General features: G+C 66.7%; 24 protein-coding genes. All 24 read left to right on the top strand.

From position 1 onward, the window contains the following. Positions 1 to 28: 28 nt before the first annotated feature. The gene (locus ACMPH2_RS01330) at positions 29 to 748 is read left to right on the top strand and encodes a metal-dependent hydrolase (RefSeq protein WP_417118404.1); all 720 of its coding nucleotides are present in this window, start codon (positions 29 to 31) and stop codon (positions 746 to 748) included. Positions 749 to 807: 59 nt separating this feature from the next. Then, positions 808 to 2,007, top strand: a complete 1,200-nt coding sequence (locus ACMPH2_RS01325; protein ID WP_231782282.1) for a CobW family GTP-binding protein — start codon at positions 808 to 810, stop codon at positions 2,005 to 2,007. Between the two features lie 153 nt (positions 2,008 to 2,160). Further along, a complete protein-coding gene (locus ACMPH2_RS01320; protein WP_314639209.1) occupies positions 2,161 to 2,580 on the top strand; it encodes a peptide deformylase in 420 nt (139 codons plus the stop codon). Positions 2,581 to 2,947: 367 nt separating this feature from the next. Then, the gene (gene rplE / locus ACMPH2_RS01315; protein ID WP_072499733.1) at positions 2,948 to 3,505 is read left to right on the top strand and encodes a 50S ribosomal protein L5; all 558 of its coding nucleotides are present in this window, start codon (positions 2,948 to 2,950) and stop codon (positions 3,503 to 3,505) included. A 59-nt stretch (positions 3,506 to 3,564) separates the two neighbouring features. Then, complete coding sequence (locus ACMPH2_RS01310; protein ID WP_009278448.1) at positions 3,565 to 3,750, top strand: type Z 30S ribosomal protein S14; 186 nt, start codon at positions 3,565 to 3,567, stop codon at positions 3,748 to 3,750. Between the two features lie 87 nt (positions 3,751 to 3,837). Further along, entirely contained in the window at positions 3,838 to 4,236 is a 399-nt protein-coding gene (rpsH, locus tag ACMPH2_RS01305; RefSeq protein WP_009278449.1) for a 30S ribosomal protein S8, read from the top strand. 29 nt (positions 4,237 to 4,265) lie between these two features. After that, on the top strand, positions 4,266 to 4,802 hold the full coding sequence (gene rplF / locus ACMPH2_RS01300) for a 50S ribosomal protein L6 (protein WP_417118403.1): 537 nt from the start codon (positions 4,266 to 4,268) through the stop codon (positions 4,800 to 4,802). A 64-nt stretch (positions 4,803 to 4,866) separates the two neighbouring features. Continuing rightward, positions 4,867 to 5,235, top strand: coding sequence for a 50S ribosomal protein L18 (gene rplR, locus ACMPH2_RS01295; RefSeq protein WP_062531648.1), 369 nt, complete (start codon positions 4,867 to 4,869; stop codon positions 5,233 to 5,235). An 11-nt stretch (positions 5,236 to 5,246) separates the two neighbouring features. Beyond that, a complete protein-coding gene (gene rpsE / locus ACMPH2_RS01290; RefSeq protein WP_009278452.1) occupies positions 5,247 to 5,768 on the top strand; it encodes a 30S ribosomal protein S5 in 522 nt (173 codons plus the stop codon). A gap of 2 nt (positions 5,769 to 5,770) precedes the next feature. Further along, entirely contained in the window at positions 5,771 to 5,959 is a 189-nt protein-coding gene (gene rpmD, locus ACMPH2_RS01285) for a 50S ribosomal protein L30 (RefSeq protein ID WP_009278453.1), read from the top strand. 10 nt (positions 5,960 to 5,969) lie between these two features. Next, positions 5,970 to 6,419 carry a 50S ribosomal protein L15 gene (gene rplO, locus ACMPH2_RS01280; protein WP_009278454.1) on the top strand — a complete coding sequence of 150 codons (450 nt, stop codon included), beginning with the start codon at positions 5,970 to 5,972 and terminating at the stop codon, positions 6,417 to 6,419. Continuing rightward, entirely contained in the window at positions 6,413 to 7,693 is a 1,281-nt protein-coding gene (gene secY / locus ACMPH2_RS01275) for a preprotein translocase subunit SecY (RefSeq protein WP_417118402.1), read from the top strand. Before rplO ends, secY begins: the two co-directional genes overlap by 7 nt. A 215-nt stretch (positions 7,694 to 7,908) precedes the next feature. Beyond that, positions 7,909 to 8,535 (top strand): adenylate kinase, encoded by a 627-nt coding sequence (locus tag ACMPH2_RS01270; RefSeq protein ID WP_009278456.1) that lies wholly within the window; start codon positions 7,909 to 7,911, stop codon positions 8,533 to 8,535. Then, positions 8,532 to 9,317: a type I methionyl aminopeptidase gene (map, locus tag ACMPH2_RS01265; RefSeq protein WP_009278457.1), complete on the top strand. Its 786-nt coding sequence runs from the start codon at positions 8,532 to 8,534 to the stop codon at positions 9,315 to 9,317. The genes ACMPH2_RS01270 and map overlap by 4 nt, the downstream gene beginning before the upstream one ends. A 176-nt stretch (positions 9,318 to 9,493) precedes the next feature. Further along, the gene (gene infA, locus ACMPH2_RS01260; RefSeq protein WP_009278458.1) at positions 9,494 to 9,712 is read left to right on the top strand and encodes a translation initiation factor IF-1; all 219 of its coding nucleotides are present in this window, start codon (positions 9,494 to 9,496) and stop codon (positions 9,710 to 9,712) included. 117 nt (positions 9,713 to 9,829) lie between these two features. After that, positions 9,830 to 9,943: a 50S ribosomal protein L36 gene (rpmJ, locus tag ACMPH2_RS01255; protein WP_009278459.1), complete on the top strand. Its 114-nt coding sequence runs from the start codon at positions 9,830 to 9,832 to the stop codon at positions 9,941 to 9,943. Positions 9,944 to 9,958: 15 nt separating this feature from the next. After that, positions 9,959 to 10,330: a 30S ribosomal protein S13 gene (gene rpsM, locus ACMPH2_RS01250; RefSeq protein WP_009278460.1), complete on the top strand. Its 372-nt coding sequence runs from the start codon at positions 9,959 to 9,961 to the stop codon at positions 10,328 to 10,330. A 10-nt stretch (positions 10,331 to 10,340) separates the two neighbouring features. Further along, positions 10,341 to 10,742, top strand: a complete 402-nt coding sequence (gene rpsK, locus ACMPH2_RS01245; RefSeq protein WP_009278461.1) for a 30S ribosomal protein S11 — start codon at positions 10,341 to 10,343, stop codon at positions 10,740 to 10,742. An 18-nt stretch (positions 10,743 to 10,760) separates the two neighbouring features. After that, positions 10,761 to 11,354, top strand: coding sequence for a 30S ribosomal protein S4 (rpsD, locus tag ACMPH2_RS01240; protein WP_062531652.1), 594 nt, complete (start codon positions 10,761 to 10,763; stop codon positions 11,352 to 11,354). A 23-nt stretch (positions 11,355 to 11,377) separates the two neighbouring features. Continuing rightward, complete coding sequence (locus tag ACMPH2_RS01235; protein WP_072499737.1) at positions 11,378 to 12,319, top strand: DNA-directed RNA polymerase subunit alpha; 942 nt, start codon at positions 11,378 to 11,380, stop codon at positions 12,317 to 12,319. Positions 12,320 to 12,347: 28 nt separating this feature from the next. Further along, positions 12,348 to 12,833, top strand: coding sequence for a 50S ribosomal protein L17 (gene rplQ / locus ACMPH2_RS01230; protein WP_072499738.1), 486 nt, complete (start codon positions 12,348 to 12,350; stop codon positions 12,831 to 12,833). A 76-nt stretch (positions 12,834 to 12,909) separates the two neighbouring features. Further along, positions 12,910 to 14,586 carry an ABC transporter ATP-binding protein gene (locus ACMPH2_RS01225; protein ID WP_417118401.1) on the top strand — a complete coding sequence of 559 codons (1,677 nt, stop codon included), beginning with the start codon at positions 12,910 to 12,912 and terminating at the stop codon, positions 14,584 to 14,586. Then, positions 14,579 to 15,382 carry an energy-coupling factor transporter transmembrane component T family protein gene (locus ACMPH2_RS01220; protein WP_417118400.1) on the top strand — a complete coding sequence of 268 codons (804 nt, stop codon included), beginning with the start codon at positions 14,579 to 14,581 and terminating at the stop codon, positions 15,380 to 15,382. The genes ACMPH2_RS01225 and ACMPH2_RS01220 overlap by 8 nt, the downstream gene beginning before the upstream one ends. A 37-nt stretch (positions 15,383 to 15,419) precedes the next feature. Further along, a complete protein-coding gene (gene truA, locus ACMPH2_RS01215; RefSeq protein ID WP_417118399.1) occupies positions 15,420 to 16,277 on the top strand; it encodes a tRNA pseudouridine(38-40) synthase TruA in 858 nt (285 codons plus the stop codon). Positions 16,278 to 16,400 lie beyond the last annotated feature (123 nt).

Here is a 16,400-nt window from a genome sequence, read left to right as displayed (position 1 = left end):
CGCAGGGCATCAGGGCGAGAGGAGCCTCGTGACGGGACGAACGCACATGGCGGTTGGCGCGGCGGTCGCCGTCACCGCGGGGCTTGCGGCAGCGCGGCTCGCCGACCCGGCGGCCGCGTCGGCCTCGCTGGCATCCATGGGTGACGCGAGTCTCTCTCCCGCGGCGTTCCTCTCCCTCGCCGCAGCAGGCGCCGCGGGCGGCATGCTGCCCGACACGGACGTCGCCACCAGCGAGGCATCGCGCGAGCTCAGGCGGGCCTGGGCGGTGCTGGTGGCGCTTATCGCCCTGTCCCTCGCGCTCTACACGGCAGGCGTGACGCCCGCCGGCCAAGACCCGTTCGTGGCGCTCCGGTGGCTCGCGGGACGGCTGGGTCCCGACCAGCTCGCGGGGTGCATGACGCTCGTCGCCGTCTGCGCCGCGGGCCGCGCGTCGGGGCACCGGGGCTTCTCCCACTCGCTCGTGGCGCTGGTGGCCGCGTACGCCGCGACGCGCCTCGCCCTTCCCTCGCTTTCCGTCCCCCTGGCGCTGGGATACGCCTCTCACCTTGCCCTCGACCTGCTCAACAAGACGCCGCTCAGGCTCCTCTGGCCCCTGCGTCGCGGTGTCTGCCTGGGGTTGCTCAGGTCTGCTGGCATGGCGGACGGTCTCGTGCTGGGGCTGGCGCTTCTCGCCCTTCTGTGCTCCTTTGCCCGTGGCGTGCTGGGAATCGCCCTCCCGTGGCCGCCCGGGCTGCCGACTTGGTCATAATGGCGCGGAGAAAGGCCACCGCCGCGGCAGCGCCTGCGGCAGGCAGGAAGGCAAGCAACATGCAAGCAGCAAACGCCAGCGCCGGCTCCGACGTCACCGTCGCAAGCCCCGTCGACCCCAGCGCCACCGCCCGCAAGCCCGTGAGGATCGTCCTTCTCACCGGCTACCTGGGCGCGGGGAAGACCACCCTGCTCAACCACATCCTCGCCAACGGGGAGGGCATCCGCGCGGCGGTCATCGTCAACGACATCGGGTCGGTCAACGTGGACGCCAGCCTCGTCCGTGACGGCGGCCTCAGCGAGGCGGACGACCTCATCCCCCTCACCAACGGCTGCATCTGCTGCACGCTCTCGGACGACCTCGCCCGCCAGCTCGGCTCCATCGCCGACTCCGGCAAGTTCGACTACGTGATCATCGAGGCGTCGGGCATCTGCGAGCCCATCCCCATCGCCTACACCATCAGCGCCTTCTGCGACCAGAGCAGGAACGGCGGCCACGCCCCCATGGAGCTCGACAACATCGTCGCGGTGGTCGACAGCGCCCGCATGCTCGACGAGTTCGACGGCGGCCGCAGCCTCGTCGCCGACGACATCGACGAGGACGACATCGAGGCGCTGCTGGTCCAGCAGGTCGAGTTCTGCAGCACCCTCGTGCTCAACAAGGCAGACCTGGTGAGCCGCGAGCAGCTGGACGAGCTGCGCGCCGTGGTGCGCAGCCTCCAGCACGACGCCGTGGTCGTCGAGGCGGTGAACGGGGGGCTGCCCGTCTCCGAGCTGCTCGACACCGGACGCTTCAGCTTCGAGGAGGCCTACCGCTCCGCCGCCTGGGTGGACGCCATGGAGCACCCCGAGGAGCACGAGGACCCCGAGGTGCTCGAGTACGGCATCCAGACCTTCCTCTACCAGCGTCGTCGCCCCTTCGACGTCGAGGCGCTCTCGGACTACGTGCGCAGCTGGCCCCAGAGCGTCATCCGCGCCAAGGGTAGCGTGTGGGTGGCGCAGGACCCCGCCATGCGCTACCTCTTCGAGCAGGCGGGCCACCAGGTGAGCCTGGGCGAGAACGGTCTCTTCCTGGCCACGGCGCCCGACGAGGAGCGCGAGCGCATCCTGGCCCAGAACCCCGAGATGCTGCAGGACTGGGACGAGGAGCTGGGTGACCGCATGACCCGCATCGTGGTCATCGGACGGCACATGGACCGCGACGACATCGAGGCGGGGCTGGACGCCTGCCTGGTCGACTGGGATGGCAACGACTTCTAGCCGGGACGGGCGGGGGAGAGGGGCCCTCCGCGCTGGGCTGCACGAGGCCAGCCGTGCGGCGGCCTTCGCCTATACTCTCTTGCACGACGCGACTCGCATGGGCGCGGACGGGAAGGACGCGGGGCGAGAAGGCCCCACCAGGAAGGGAAGAGCATGATCAAGGAACTCGTCAAGGACGAAGCCGTCCTCTCCAAGCGCTGCGCCATCGCCACGGCCGAGGATGCTGCCATCGCCCAGGATGTCGTGGACACCCTGGCCTCCCTCGAAGACGCGGCCTGCCTGGCGGCGAACCAGATAGGCCAGGCCGTGGCCGTGGGTGCCTACCTGGATGACGAGCGGAAGGCCCACGTGCTGTACAACCCCAAGGTCATCTTCGGCCTGGGTGCCGCCCGCGTCGAGGAGGGCTGTCTCACGCGCGACGAGCCCTCCAAGGTCACCCGCTACGCCAAGATCAAGCTCAGCTACGACGAGCTGGTGGACGGCGAGCTCAAGAGCCGCAAGCGCGACTTCGTGGGCTGGGAGGCCCAGATGATCCAGCACATCGCCGACCACTGCGCAGGCAAGCTGGTCTAGTTCCGCACGTTCGTCACACCCCCCGTCGTTCTCTATGCCTTCTCATGAATTTTGGGGGGTCTAGAGGGCCTAAATTTCAGAGAACGGCATAGAGAACGCAGCGCCGGTCAGGAAACGGCATAGAGAACGGCGCGGTGACCCGTCCGCGCCGCCTGCCGCGCGCGTCCAAATGTGAAATTTCGCTGTCGGGGACCGCAAGCGATGCCGTCGGTGGCATTAGGACCTGCGAACTCGTATCATCTTCTTTTGCGTCTCTTGCTAGGGAGAGTTCTGCCCCTACGGCCTGCGACGCAGACGGCTCCCGGGTGCCATCCGGGAGGTGCGAGGCCCATCCCCGCACGTAAAACCCCATGAGTTAGGAGAGCACATGGCAGACAAGTACGTTCCCCGCCTCAAGGAGCACTACTACTCCGAGGTCCGCGACCAGCTGCAGAAGCAGTTCGAGTACAAGAACGTCAACCAGATCCCCAAGATCGAGAAGATTGTCGTCAACATGGGCGTCGGCGAGGCCGCTACCGACAGCAAGGCCATCGACGGTGCCGTCGCCGACCTGCGCGCCATCACCGGCCAGCAGCCCATGGTGACCCGCGCCCGCAAGTCCATCGCCACCTTCCGCCTGCGCGCGGGCATGCCCATCGGCGCCAAGGTGACCCTGCGCGGCGACCGCATGTACGAGTTCCTCGACCGCCTGATCGCCATCGCCATCCCCCGCATCCGCGACTTCCGCGGCATCAGCGCCAAGAGCTTCGATGGCCACGGCAACTTCTCCATGGGCGTCACCGAGCAGCTGATCTTCCCCGAGGTCGACTACGACAAGATCGACCACACCCGTGGCATGGACATCACCATCGTCACCACCGCCCCCACCAACGAGGAGGGCAAGGCGCTTCTCGACGCCTTCCACTTCCCGTTCAAGAGGGACTAACTAATCGCTTGTAAGTTGCCCCGGGAAGGGTCCCGGGGCCTCTTCCTGAAGGAGGATTTGTGGCTAAGACTTCGATGATCGTCAAGGCGAACCGCGAGCCGAAGTTCTCGACGCGCACCCAGAACCGTTGCCAGCGCTGTGGGCGCCCCCACTCCGTCTATCGCAAGTTCGGGCTGTGCCGCGTCTGCTTCCGCGAGCTGGCGAGCAAGGGCGAGCTTCCTGGCGTCCGCAAGGCTAGCTGGTAGGTCAGGGCTCTGGCATGCAGGCGTGCGGGCCACGGGCCCAAATGAACCGCATGCGCAGTTTCATCACTAACGAAGGAGAAGGAATCAATGAAGGTTACTGATCCCATTGCGGACATGCTGACGCGCATCCGCAACGCGAACTCCGCCGGCAAGTCCGAGGTGTCCATGCCCTCGAGCAAGGTCCTGGCCGAGATCGCCCGCGTCATCTGCGAGGAGGGCTACATCGAGTCCTATGAGGTGGAGGACACCACCCCTCAGAAGACCCTGCACATCACCCTCAAGTACGGCCCCAAGCGCGCCCGCGTCATCCAGGGCATCCGCCGCATCTCCAAGCTGGGCCTTCGCATCTACTCCACCGCTGCCGACCTGCCCCGCGTCCGCGGCGGCCTCGGCACGGCCGTCATCTCGACCTCCAGGGGCATGATGTGCGACCGCGACGCCCGCAAGATGGGCATCGGCGGCGAGGTCATCGCCTACATCTGGTAACCCGCGACAGGAATAGATAGGAGGAGACTATGTCTCGTATTGGTAAGAAGCCTGTCGAGGTTCCCGCTGGGGTTACTGTGACCATCGACGGCACGCACGTTGCGGTCAAGGGCAGCAAGGGCGAGCTCGACCGCCACTTCTCCGAGCTCGTGACCATCACGCAGGAGGGCGAGGAGGTCCTCGTCACCCGCAACGACGACTCCACCGAGTCCAACGCCCAGCAGGGCCTGGTCCGTACCCTCATCAACAACATGGTCGTCGGCGTCTCCGCCGGCTTCGAGAAGAAGCTCGAGCTCACTGGCGTCGGCTACCGTGCCGCGCTCAAGGGCAAGGACCTCGACCTCTCGCTCGGCTACTCCCACCCCGTGGTGTACGCCGCTCCCGAGAACATCAGCTTCGAGGTGCCCGACAACACCCACATCGTGGTCAAGGGCATCTCCAAGGAGCAGGTCGGCCAGGTTACCGCCGAGATTCGCGCCAAGCGTCCCCCCGAGCCCTACAAGGGCAAGGGCATTCACTACGAGGGCGAGCACATCCGCAGGAAGCTCGGCAAGGCTGCCAAGTAAGGCCCTGCTGGCGATATAGAAAGACCACCACCCCGTCAGGTGGTGGCGTGCCTAAGGAGAAGGAATGAACAAGAACCAGGCAAAGCGTGCGGGCCTCAAGCGCCGCCAGCGCCGCGTCCGCTCCAAGATCTTCGGAACTGCCGAGCGTCCGCGCCTGACCGTTCACCGCACCAACGCGAACATCTACGCCCAGGTCGTCGACGACGTCGACGGCAGGACCATCTGCTCCGCCTCTACCCTGAGCGAGGAGTTCAGGGCCACCGGCAAGCTGGGCTCCAACAAGGAGGCTGCCGAGTTCGTGGGCAAGCTCGTCGCCGAGCGTGCCGCCGAGAAGGGCGTCACCGAGGTCAAGTTCGACCGCGGCGGCCACATCTACCACGGCCGCGTCAAGGCCCTGGCCGACGGAGCCCGTTCCGCGGGCCTGAAGTTCTAGGAGGAATTTAGATGCCACGTGATCGTAAGCGCCAGAATGACTCCGATCTTCAGGAGCGCGTAGTCTACATCCACCGTGTCTCAAAGACCACCAAGGGCGGTCACCGCATGACCCTCGTCGCCCTCGTGGTCGTTGGCGACGGCAAGGGCAACGTCGGCCTCGGCATGGGTCGCTCCACCGAGGTGCCCCTGGCCATCCAGAAGGGCGTCGACAACGCCAAGAAGAACATGTTCAAGGTCCCCGTCACCAAGGGCGGCTCGGTCCCCCACGCGATCGAGGGCCACTTCGGCGCCGGCCGCGTCCTGATCAAGCCTGCTGTCGAGGGCACCGGTGTCATCGCCGGTGGTCCCGTGCGTCCGCTCTTCGAGCTCGCCGGCATCACCAACGTCACCGCCAAGTCCCTTGGCACCGACAACGCCCTGAACATCATCAAGGCCGCAGCCGACGGCCTCATGAACCTCTCCAGCCCCGAGGAGGCGGCGTCTCGTCGCGGCCTCACGGTCAAGGAGCTGTTCGCCGGCAAGGAGGAGTAACCATGGCAGACAAGACCGTCACCGTCAGGCTCGTTCGCAGCGCGGTCGCCTCCGTTAAGAAGGACCAGACGCTCACCTGCCGCGCCATGGGCCTTCGCAAGATCGGCGACACCTCGGTGCTTCCCGACAACCCGAGCGTTCGTGGAATGATCTTCAAGGTCAAGCACCTTGTTGAGGTTGAAGAGAACTAGGAGTCATCCAATGCAGCTCAATGATCTTCGTCCCGCTGAGGGTGCAAAGAAGGCGCGCAAGCGCGTCGGCCGCGGCAACTCCTCCGGGCACGGCACCTTCTCTGGCCGCGGCATGAACGGCCAGCTGTCCCGCTCTGGCGGCGGCAAGGGCGCCGGCTTCGAGGGCGGCCAGCAGCCCCTGGCCATGCGCCTGCCCAAGCTCCCCGGCTTCACCAACCGCAACCGCGTCGAGTACGCCCCCGTCAACGTCGCGCGCCTCGAAGCCCTCTTCGCCGATGGCGAGACCGTCGACGGCGAGGCCCTCGTCGCCAAGGGCGTCATCAAGCACGACTACATCCCCGTCAAGGTCCTCGGCGACGGAGAGCTCACCAAGAAGCTCACCGTCAAGGTCGACAAGGTTTCCGCCTCTGCTCAGTCCAAGATCGAGGCGGCTGGCGGAAAGGTTGAGCAGGCGTGCTAAACGGAATTGCAAACGCGTTCCGCATTCCTGAGCTCAGGAAGAAGATCCTGGTCACGGCCGGGATCCTTCTCCTGTATAGGTTTGGCGCCTACCTGCCGGCCCCCGGCGTGCCCTTTGCCAGCATGCTTGCCGCCTTCCAGGCGGCCGCGTCCAGCAGCGGTGCCATTGCCGTGCTGAACCTGTTCTCCGGAGGCGCGCTCTCGCGCGTCTCCGTGTTCAGCCTCGGCATCATGCCTTACATCACCGCCCAGATCATCCTCCAGATGTTCCAGGCGGTGATTCCCTCCCTTGGGGAGCTCGCTAAGGAAGGCGAGAGCGGACAGCGCAAGATCACCCAGTACACCCGCTACCTCACCATCGTCCTGGCCCTTATCAATGCCGTCGGTTACCTCTTCCTCTTCAAGAGCTACGGCATCGACTTCTCGGCCATGGGCTTCCCCGAGATGATCGAGAACCTGATCATCGTGGGCGTGCTCCTCACCGGTGCCATCATCATCATGTGGCTCGGCGAGGTCATCACCCAGAGGGGCATCGGCAACGGCATGTCCCTGATCATCTTCGCCAACATCATGGCAGGCCTGCCCCACTCGCTCACCGCCTCGGTGAGCACCTCCACCACGGGCATCATCGCAACGGTGGTCACCTTGCTGGTGATCATCGCGATCATTCCCGTGATTGTCTACATCGAGCGCGGCCAGCGCCGCATCCCGGTGCAGTACGCCAAGCGCGTCGTGGGGCGCAGGGTCATGGGCGGACAGGCAACCTACCTGCCCATCAAGGTGAACACCGCAGGCGTCGTGCCCATCATCTTCGCCTCCGCGCTCCTGTACCTCCCGGCGCAGCTTGCCGTGTTCTTCCCCAATGTGGGCTGGATCCAGGGCTTCGCCAACATGCTGAGCTCCGGCGTCGTCAACTGGGTCCTCTCCGTGGTGCTGATCGTCTTCTTTGCGTACTTCTACACCGCCATGGTGTTCAACCCGGACGAGACGGCAGACCAGCTCCGCAAGGCGGGTGGCTTCATCCCGGGCGTCCGTCCCGGAAGCGCCACCGCCGCGTACATCAAGAGCGTGCTCGACCACATCACGCTTCCTGGCGCCCTCTTCATGGCCGCCCTGGCGGTGGTGCCGTCGATCCTCTTCGCCGTGACGGGCAACACCCTCATGCAGGCCTTCGGCGGCACCTCGGTGCTAATCATGGTCGGCGTGGCGATGGACACCATCTCGCAGCTGGAGTCGCAGCTCAAGATGCACAACTACGAGGGCTTCTTCAAGTAGGCCATTCGTGGGCAGCTTCAGGCGAGGGGCGGTCACTCCGGTGGCCGCCCCTCTTCCGTGTGCGGCGGCGGGCACGGATGGCGGTGGATGGTCTTTTGGATCGCATGAGACCACATGCCCCTAGGTGGGTAAACTGTGGATTGTCATGTGGCGGCGAACGCGCCCGCCGCGAAGTCGCGCTTCCATCGCTCACCCAGAGGAAGAAGGGAACCCGCATGAACATCGTTCTGCTCGGCGCGCCCGGCGCGGGCAAGGGCACCCAGGCCCAGAGGCTCGTCGCCGACTACGGCGTGGCGCACATCTCCACCGGAGACCTCCTGCGTGCCGCGGTCAAGGCCCAGAGCAAGCTTGGTATCGAGGCCAAGGGCTACATGGACGCGGGGCAGCTCGTGCCGGACCAGCTCGTCGTCGACCTGGTCAAGGAACGCCTCCAGGAGGACGACGCCAAGAGGGGCTTCATCCTGGACGGGTTCCCCCGCAACACCCAGCAAGCCGTCGTCCTCGACTCCGAGCTCAAGGAGATGGGAGTCGACCTCGACGCGGCGCTCCTCGTGGACGTCAAGCCCGAGGTCATCGTGGAGCGCCTGAGCCAGAGGCGCACCTGCCGCTCCTGCGGCTACACCGCGCCCGCCGGCGTGGACGTCTGCCCACGCTGCGGTGGCGAGATGTACCAGCGTGACGACGACAAGCCAGAGACGATCAAGAAGCGCCTCGACACCTACCAACAGCAGACCGCCCCGCTCATCGAGTACTACGGCGGCCACGGAATCCTGAAGGAGGTCGATGGAGACAGGCCTGTGGACGAGGTGTATGCCGACGTCAAGGCCCTCCTGAGCCTATGATCAAGATCAAGTCTGAAGCGGACATCGAGCAGATGAAGATGGCGGGCTCGCTCTCCAAGCAGGCCCTTCGCCTCGCGGGCAGCATGGTCAGGCCCGGCGTCTCGACCAAGGAGATAGACAGCGCGGTCGAGGGCTTCATCCGCCTGCACTCCGCCATCCCCACCTTCAAGGGCTATGGCGGCTTCCCCGGGAGCATCTGCGCCTCCGTCAACGAGCAGATCGTCCATGGCATCCCCTCGCCCGAGGTATTCCTCAACGACGGCGACATCATCTCCGTCGACACGGGGGCAACCTTCGGCGGCTGGGTGGGAGACAACGCCTGGACCTTCTACGTGGGTACCCCCTCCGACGCCGTCAAGGGCCTCTGCGAGGTGACTCGCGACTGTCTCAAGGCGGGCATCGAGCAGGCGGTCCCCGGCAACCATCTGGGTGACATCGGCTATGCCGTGCAGAGCCTGGCCGAGAAGAACGGCTACGGGGTCGTGCGCGAGTACGTGGGCCACGGCGTGGGTCGCGTCATGCACGAGGACCCCAACGTGCCCAACTATGGCAAGAAGGGCCGCGGCGTGAGGCTGCAGGCGGGCATGGTCATCGCCATCGAGCCCATGATCACCCTGGGAACCTACGAGAACCACACCCTCTCGAACGGCTGGACCGTGGTGACCGACGACGGCCTGCAGGCTGCCCACTACGAGAACACCGTGGCGATTACCGAGGACGGTCCCGTCATCCTGACCCAGGACGAGGTCGGGCCCTGGTGCAGCATGCAGGGCGGCGAGTAGGCAAACGCCTCGCACCTGCCTTGTGGGAGAGGCCTTCGGGGCCGGTCGCAGCCGCGATCGGCCCCTTTTTGCCGACTGTGGTCCTGGCGTGTGCGAAGGGCGTGCGAATTTGACCGATTTCCCTGCATTCCGTATGATTATCAGTCGCTGTGATTCACAGGGAGAAAGTAGGCACGGTGAGCAAACAGGACGGCATCGAGCTTGAGGGCAAGGTAGTGGAGCCACTTCCCAACGCCATGTTCAACGTGGAGCTCGAAAACGGCAAGACCATCCTCTGCACCATCTCGGGCAAGATCAGGATGAACTACATCCGCATCCTTCCCGGTGACCGCGTGGTGGTCGAGATTTCCCCGTACGACCTCACCAGGGGTCGCATCACCTACCGCTACAAGTAACCCCAAGACTCCAGATATTCACGCCTGCGGCTGGGCGAGGAGATAGGGCAGGCCAGCTTCCACCTGACTTGCCTCGGCAGTACCAGTTCGTACAAGCACTACCGGAAGGAAGAGACTATGAAGGTGCGTCCTTCGGTCAAGAAGATGTGCGACAAGTGCAAGATCGTCCGTCGCCATGGCAAGGTTTACGTGATCTGCGAGAACCCTCGCCACAAGCAGCGTCAGGGCTAAGAGAGGAGCTCGAAGTTGGCACGTATCAACGGTGTCGACCTCCCGCGCGAGAAGCGCACTGAGGTCGGTCTTACGTATCTGTACGGCATCGGCGCCACCAGCGCGAAGAAGATCTGCGCCGAGACCGGCGTCGACCCCTCCACGCGCGTCAAGGATCTCACCGAGGACGAGGTGACCAAGATCCGCGACTACATCGACGCGAACTTCACCATCGAGGGCGACCTGCGCCGCGCCGTCAGGCAGAACACCGCCCGCCTGATGGAGATCGGCTGCTACCGCGGCCTCCGTCACCGCAAGGGCCTCCCTGTCCATGGCCAGCGCACCCACACCAACGCGCGCACCCGCAAGGGCAAGCGTCGCCAGATCGGTGCAAAGAAGAAGGCGTAGGGGAGAGACAATGCCGCAGAAGAAGAACCAGCGCACGCAGCACATCCGCCGCGCCGAGCGCAAGAACATCGCCGTGGGCCAGGCCCACATCAAGAGCACGTTCAACAACACGATCATCTCGATCACCGACCCCCAGGGCAACGTCATCGCCTGGCAGTCCGGTGGCACCGTCGGCTTCAAGGGCTCCCGCAAAAGCACCCCGTTCGCGGCCCAGGTCGCGGCCGAGGCCTGCGCGAAGGCGGCCATGGAGCACGGCCTGCACAGGGTGGCTGTGTTCGTGAAGGGTCCCGGCTCCGGCCGCGAGACCGCAATCCGTTCCCTCCAGGCCGCCGGCCTCGAGGTTTCGGGCATCCAGGACAAGACCCCCATCCCGCACAACGGCTGCCGTCCGTGCAAGCGCCGTCGCGTGTAGTAAGGAAGGACAGTAGCAATGGCAATTGATAGGACCCCTGTCCTCAAGCGGTGCCGCCAGCTTGAAATCGACCCCATCGTCATGGGCATCAACAAGAAGTCCAACCGCCAGCCCAGGCGCACCCGTCGCCAGAAGAGCGAGTACGGCGAGCAGCTGCGCGAGAAGCAGAAGGCCAAGTTCATCTATGGCGTCCTGGAGAAGCAGTTCCGCGGCTACTACGAGAAGGCCATAAAGGGCGAGGGCGTCACCGGCGACAACCTGATGAGCCTGCTCGAGAGCCGTCTCGACAACGTCGTCTTCCGCCTCGGCTTCGCCCGCACCCGCAAGGAGGCCCGCCAGACCGTCGATCACGGCCACATCACCGTGAACGGCCACCGCGTGGACATCCCCTCCTACCAGGTGAAGGCTGGCGACGTCGTCGCCGTGGCCCCCAAGGCCAAGGACCTTCTCCCCATCAAGGAGGCCATCGTCTCCTCCGAGCACATGGCCGTTCCCGCCTGGCTCGAGGTCGACATCGAGAAGCTGCGCGGCACCGTCCTGCAGACTCCCGTCCGCGACCAGATCGACCTGGACATCGACGCCCAGCTCATCGTCGAGCTCTACTCCAAGTAAGCCCACACCGGTAGGAGGTATTCATGTCAGAATTCATCCGACCGCAGGTGTCTGTCGAGGAGATTTCCGAGAACGTCGCCCGCGTCAGCGCTGAGCCGCTGGAGCGTGGCTACGGCAACACCCTCGGTAACTCCCTTCGTCGCGTGCTGCTCTCCTCCCTCGAGGGTGCGGCAGTCGAGGCCATCCAGATCGACGGCGTCCAGCACGAGTTCACCACCGTCGAGGGCGTCTACGAGGACGTCACCGACATCGTGCTCAACGTCAAGGGCCTGGTGTTCCGTCCCATGGGCACGGGCGACGAGGCCACGGCCACCATCTCGGTCGATGGTCCCTGCACCGTGTGCGGCGGCGACTTCAAGGTTCCCGCCGAGTTCGAGCTCGTCAACAAGGACCACGTGATCTGCACCCTGGGCGAGGGCGCCCACCTCTCGATGCAGATGCGCATCGGCATGGGCCGCGGCTACGTGTCCGGTGACGAGAACGAGCGCGAGGGCGATCCCATCGGCCTCATCCACGTCGACGCCCTGTATTCCCCCGTGCGCCGCTGCGCCAAGGCCGTCGAGCCCTGCCGCGTCGGGCAGCACACGGACTACGACCGCCTCGTGCTCGAGGTCGAGACCGATGGCTCCCTCTCGCCCCGCGACGCCGTCGTCGAGGCCGCCAACATCGTCAACCAGCACATGAGTGCCTTCATGGGCTTGGCCGACGACGAGGAGCCCGTCGAGGACGTCTCCATCTTCTCGAACGGCATCGAGGAGGACAGCACCGAGCTTGACAAGCAGATCGAGGACCTGGACCTCTCCGTCCGCTCCTACAACTGCCTCAAGCGTGCGGGCATCCACAGCGTCCGCCAGCTGGTCGAGTTCTCCGAGAACGACCTGCTCAACATTCGCAACTTTGGCGTCAAGTCCATCGAGGAAGTCAAGGACAAGCTCGAGGCCATGGGCCTGGGCCTCAAGGACTAGACACAGCATTTAGAGGAGAAGCTAGACCATGAGACACAACAAGAAGAGGGGTATGAAGCTCGGCACCGATGCCGCCCATACCAAGGCAATGAAGAAGAGCCTCGTTGCCGCGCTCCTTGCCAACGACCGCATCAAGACCCTCGAGCCCCGCGCCAAGGCCATCCGTCCCGACGTGGACAGGGTCATCACCTGGGCCAAGAAGGGCGACCTTGCCTCTCGTCGCCTCGCCATCGCCAAGGTCGGCGACAAGGAGATCGTGCGCGAGGTCTTCGAGAAGGCCGCCCAGGGCATGTGGGAGGGCCGCAACGGTGGCTACACCCGCATCATGAAGCTTGGTCCCCGCAAGGGTGACGCCGCCGAGGTCGTCATCATCGAGCTCGTCACCGAGCCCGTCCAGCCCAAGAAGGCCGCCACGACCGTCAAGAAGGTCGAGAAGGTCGCCGAGGCCGCTCCTGAGGCCGAGGTCGAGCCCGAGGTCAGCGAGCCCGAGGCTGCCGAGGAGAGCGCGGAGTAGCTCCGTCCTTCCTGCAACGGACACAATGCCAGGGAGGCCTGCGAAAGCGGGCCTCCCTTCTTCTCTAGGGGGTGACATGCTCGAGCTGAGGTCAGTGAGCTATCGCTACGCGGGTGCCCGTCGCGATGCGGTAAGGGACTTCTCCCTTCGCGTGGAGAGGGGCGAGCGCGTCGCCCTGGTGGGACGCAACGGCTCGGGGAAGTCCACGCTTCTCTCGCTTTGCAAGGGAGGGGTGAGCCCAAGCTCTGGCGAGATTCTGGTCGATGGGGTGTCCGCCGGCAGGGGCGGGGACCGTCTCCTCCAAGAGGGCGTCGGCATCCTCCGCCAGGACCCCCGCGGTCAGCTTGTGAGCTCGCTCGTGGAGGAGGAGCTCGCCTTCGGCCCCCAGAACCTCGGAATCGAGGGAGAGGAGCTTGGACGTCGCGTGCGTGAGGCGCTGCGGCTCTGTGGCGTCGAGGACCTCGCCCACAGTCGCACGATGGGGCTCTCGGGCGGGCAGATGCAGCGCGTCGCCCTAGCGGCTGTCCTTGCGATGGGCCCGTCGTACCTGATGCTGGACGAGCCCTGCGCCCAGCTCGACCCGCGCGCCCGCCAGGGGATCAGGTCATCGCTCGCCGTGCTCGCGGGACGGGGCGTGGGGATGTTGCTGGCGTCCCACCTGCCGGAGGACATCGCGTCCGCCGATCGCGTCCTAGTAATGGAGGCGGGCCGCATCTGCTGGGAGGGGAGCCCGCTCGAGCTCTTCTCCGATGCGGCGCTCCTTGCGCGCGCGGGGGTCTTGGGGGACTCGGCTGACGCCCTCAATGCCCTGGCTCGTCGGGGCGTCGAGCCACGGGAGGCTCTTGCGGCCGACGCCACGACCTTGCGCGGGCTTGTCGAAGGGAGAGCCGGCGGCGCGTGTGTGCAGCCCGGGGCCTTGCGACGAGACGCCTCTGGCCCTGTAGGTTGGGGGGCCGTGTCCTTGGGGGGCAAACCCACGGGCAGGCGATGCGGCGGCGAGGCCTTGCGCCCTCCGACCGGGGTCGAGCTCGTGCTCGATGACGTGAGCGTCAGCTACGAGGCGGGGGCGCCCGCGCTCAGCCACGTCTCCCTGGTTGCTCGGGGTGGCAGGCTCACGCTTCTGGCGGGCGAGTCGGGGTCGGGCAAGACCACGGCAAGCCTCGTCGCTGCGGGGGTGCTCGAGCCCGACGGGGGCAAGGTGACTCTTCTGGGAAGGCCCGTCAGGCCCCCGGACGTGGGGCTGGCCTTCCAGAGGCCCGAGGACCAGCTCTTCTGCGCGACGGTGCTCGAGGACGTGAGCCTGGGGCCCAGGAACCTGGGGGCGAGCGCGTCGGACGCGCGCAGGGCGGCGGAGGATGCGCTGCGCCGCATGGGGGTCGGCGAGGAGGCTTGGCCCCTCTCGCCCCTGGAAGGCTCGGGAGGGGAGAGGCGCCGCACGGCCCTGGCGGGAGTCATCGCCATGCGAAGGAGCGCCTACGTCTTCGACGAACCCACGGCGGGTCTGGACGGTGCGGCGCGCGTGCGCCTCGAGGGGCTGGTGGGCGAGCTCGTGGGCAAGGGGGCCGCGGTCGTGGTGGTCTCGCACGACCTGGACGAGTGGCTGCCCCTGGCGGACGACGTCTGCCTGCTTCGCGCGGGTCGCGTGGTTTGGCAGGGCCGCGCCGCGGAGCTCGAGCGTCAGCCTGGCACGCTGGGGGCGTCGGGTCTGGGACTGCCACTGTACCTGCGCCTGAGGGAGGCCCTGCATGCCTAGGACGCGCGTGCTCGGCGGGTACGCCGCCGCAGGGTCATGGCTCGACGGGCTGGCGGCGGGCGCGAAGGTCGCCTGCCTCCTGCTCCTCTCGCTTGCGGCCATGGCTGCCCCGGGCTGGGAGGGGCTCGCGCTCCTGGGGGTGGCGCTGCTCGCGCTCCTGGCGTCGTGCCGCCTTTCGCTGGGCAGGCTGCTCCTCGCCCTGAGGCCTGCGACCGTGCTGCTGGCGCTCTCGCTGCTTGCCAATGGCCTCGTGGTGGACGGGAGCTTCGACCTTGGCCTCATGGGGGGCGTGGGCCTTCGCTGGGCAGGGCTCGCGCGTGCCGGAATGGCCGTGTGCCGCATCGTGCTCATGGTGGGGCTGGTGCTCGTGATGACGTCCACGACGAGCACCAGCAGCCTCAGCCGCTCCCTGGTGCGGGGTCTCTCGCCCTTGGGGAGGCTGGGGCTTCCCGTGGGGGACGTGGCCATGGTCGTGGTGGTCGCCCTGAGGTTCATCCCGGAGGTCGAGGAGGAGTTCGCACTCATCGTGCGTGCCCAGCGCGCACGTGGCGTGCGCTTCGACCAGGGGGGTCCCGTGCGCAGGCTCAGGGCCTACGCGGCCGTCATGATCCCTCTGGTGGTGGCCCTCTTCCGACGTTCCGACGAACTCGCCCAGGCCCTGCGCGACCGCTGCTACGCCTCGGGCTCGGGGCAGCCGTGGCAGCGGGGCGAGACCTGGGGGGCAAGGGAGCGCCTCTCGCTCGCCACGTCCCTCGCCTTGCTCGCGGCGGCGATCGTGCTGCCGGCGCTATTCTAGGCTCGACCGCCTGACGACTTTTCCAGAAGGAGCTCACATGCAGGCAGACCAGACGACCTCCGCAGGCGACGGCGTCATGCGGGCGTCCGCGGGCACTCTCGTCCTCAGGCTGGGCTATCGTGGGGCGGGCTTCGCCGGCTTTGCCGAGCAGCCGGGACAGCGCACGGTGGCAGGCGAGCTGAGGCGCGCCCTGCAGACCGTCCTTCGCCGTCCCGTGGAGCTCGAGTGCGCCGGTCGCACGGACGCGGGCGTGAGCGCCCTCGCGCAGTTCCTGAGCCTTCCGCTCGAGCCGGGTGAGGAGCTCCTGGAGGGCCGCAGGCTCCATGCCTCCCTCGTGGCGCTCACGCCGGACGACATATCCATCGCCGGCATCTATCGCGCGGAGGCGGGCTTCTCCGCCCGCTTCGACGCGCGGGGGCGGAGCTACCGCTACCGAATCTGCCCTGGCCCTGCGCGCCCGGTCCTCGCCTGGGATCACAGCTGGTGGCTGCGCGGGGTCCCCGCGCTTGACGTCGCCGCCATGAACGAGGCGGCCTCCGCCCTGCTGGGGGAGCACGACTTCAAGAGCTTCTGCAAGGCGGCCTCGGCCCAGCTGCTCGAGGCGGATGGCCGCTCCACCTGCCGCCGCCTCACGCGGGTCGAGGCGGGCGAGGTCGTCGAGGCGGGAGAGCGACTGGTGGTGGTGGACGTTGAGGGCAACGCCTTCCTCCATAACATGGTCCGCATCATGGTGGGCAGCCTGGTCGAGGTGGGGCGCGGCCACAGGGACCCCTCGTGGCTCTCTCGGGCCCTCGAGGCCCGCCAGAGGTCGGCGGCTGGACCCACGGCTCCCGCGCAGGGCCTCTGCCTCGAGGCGGTGCGCTACGATGAGGGGGCACTCGTTCCCTGGGAGTAGCCTCGGCGCCCTTGGCCGGGCCTTCGCGTCTGGGTTGCCGGGTTGCCATCAGCCCACGACCCCTGCGCCACCCAGCCCTCATGCCCTATAGTGCAGGGGAGAACAACGTTGCGCCGCCACTGC

The sequence above is a fragment of the Olsenella phocaeensis genome (assembly GCF_048189965.1).
In the GTDB taxonomy this organism is placed as follows: domain Bacteria; phylum Actinomycetota; class Coriobacteriia; order Coriobacteriales; family Atopobiaceae; genus Olsenella_I; species Olsenella_I phocaeensis.
The sequence above is the reverse complement of the archived record's forward strand: the minus strand, read 5'-3'. Positions and strand labels throughout refer to the sequence as shown.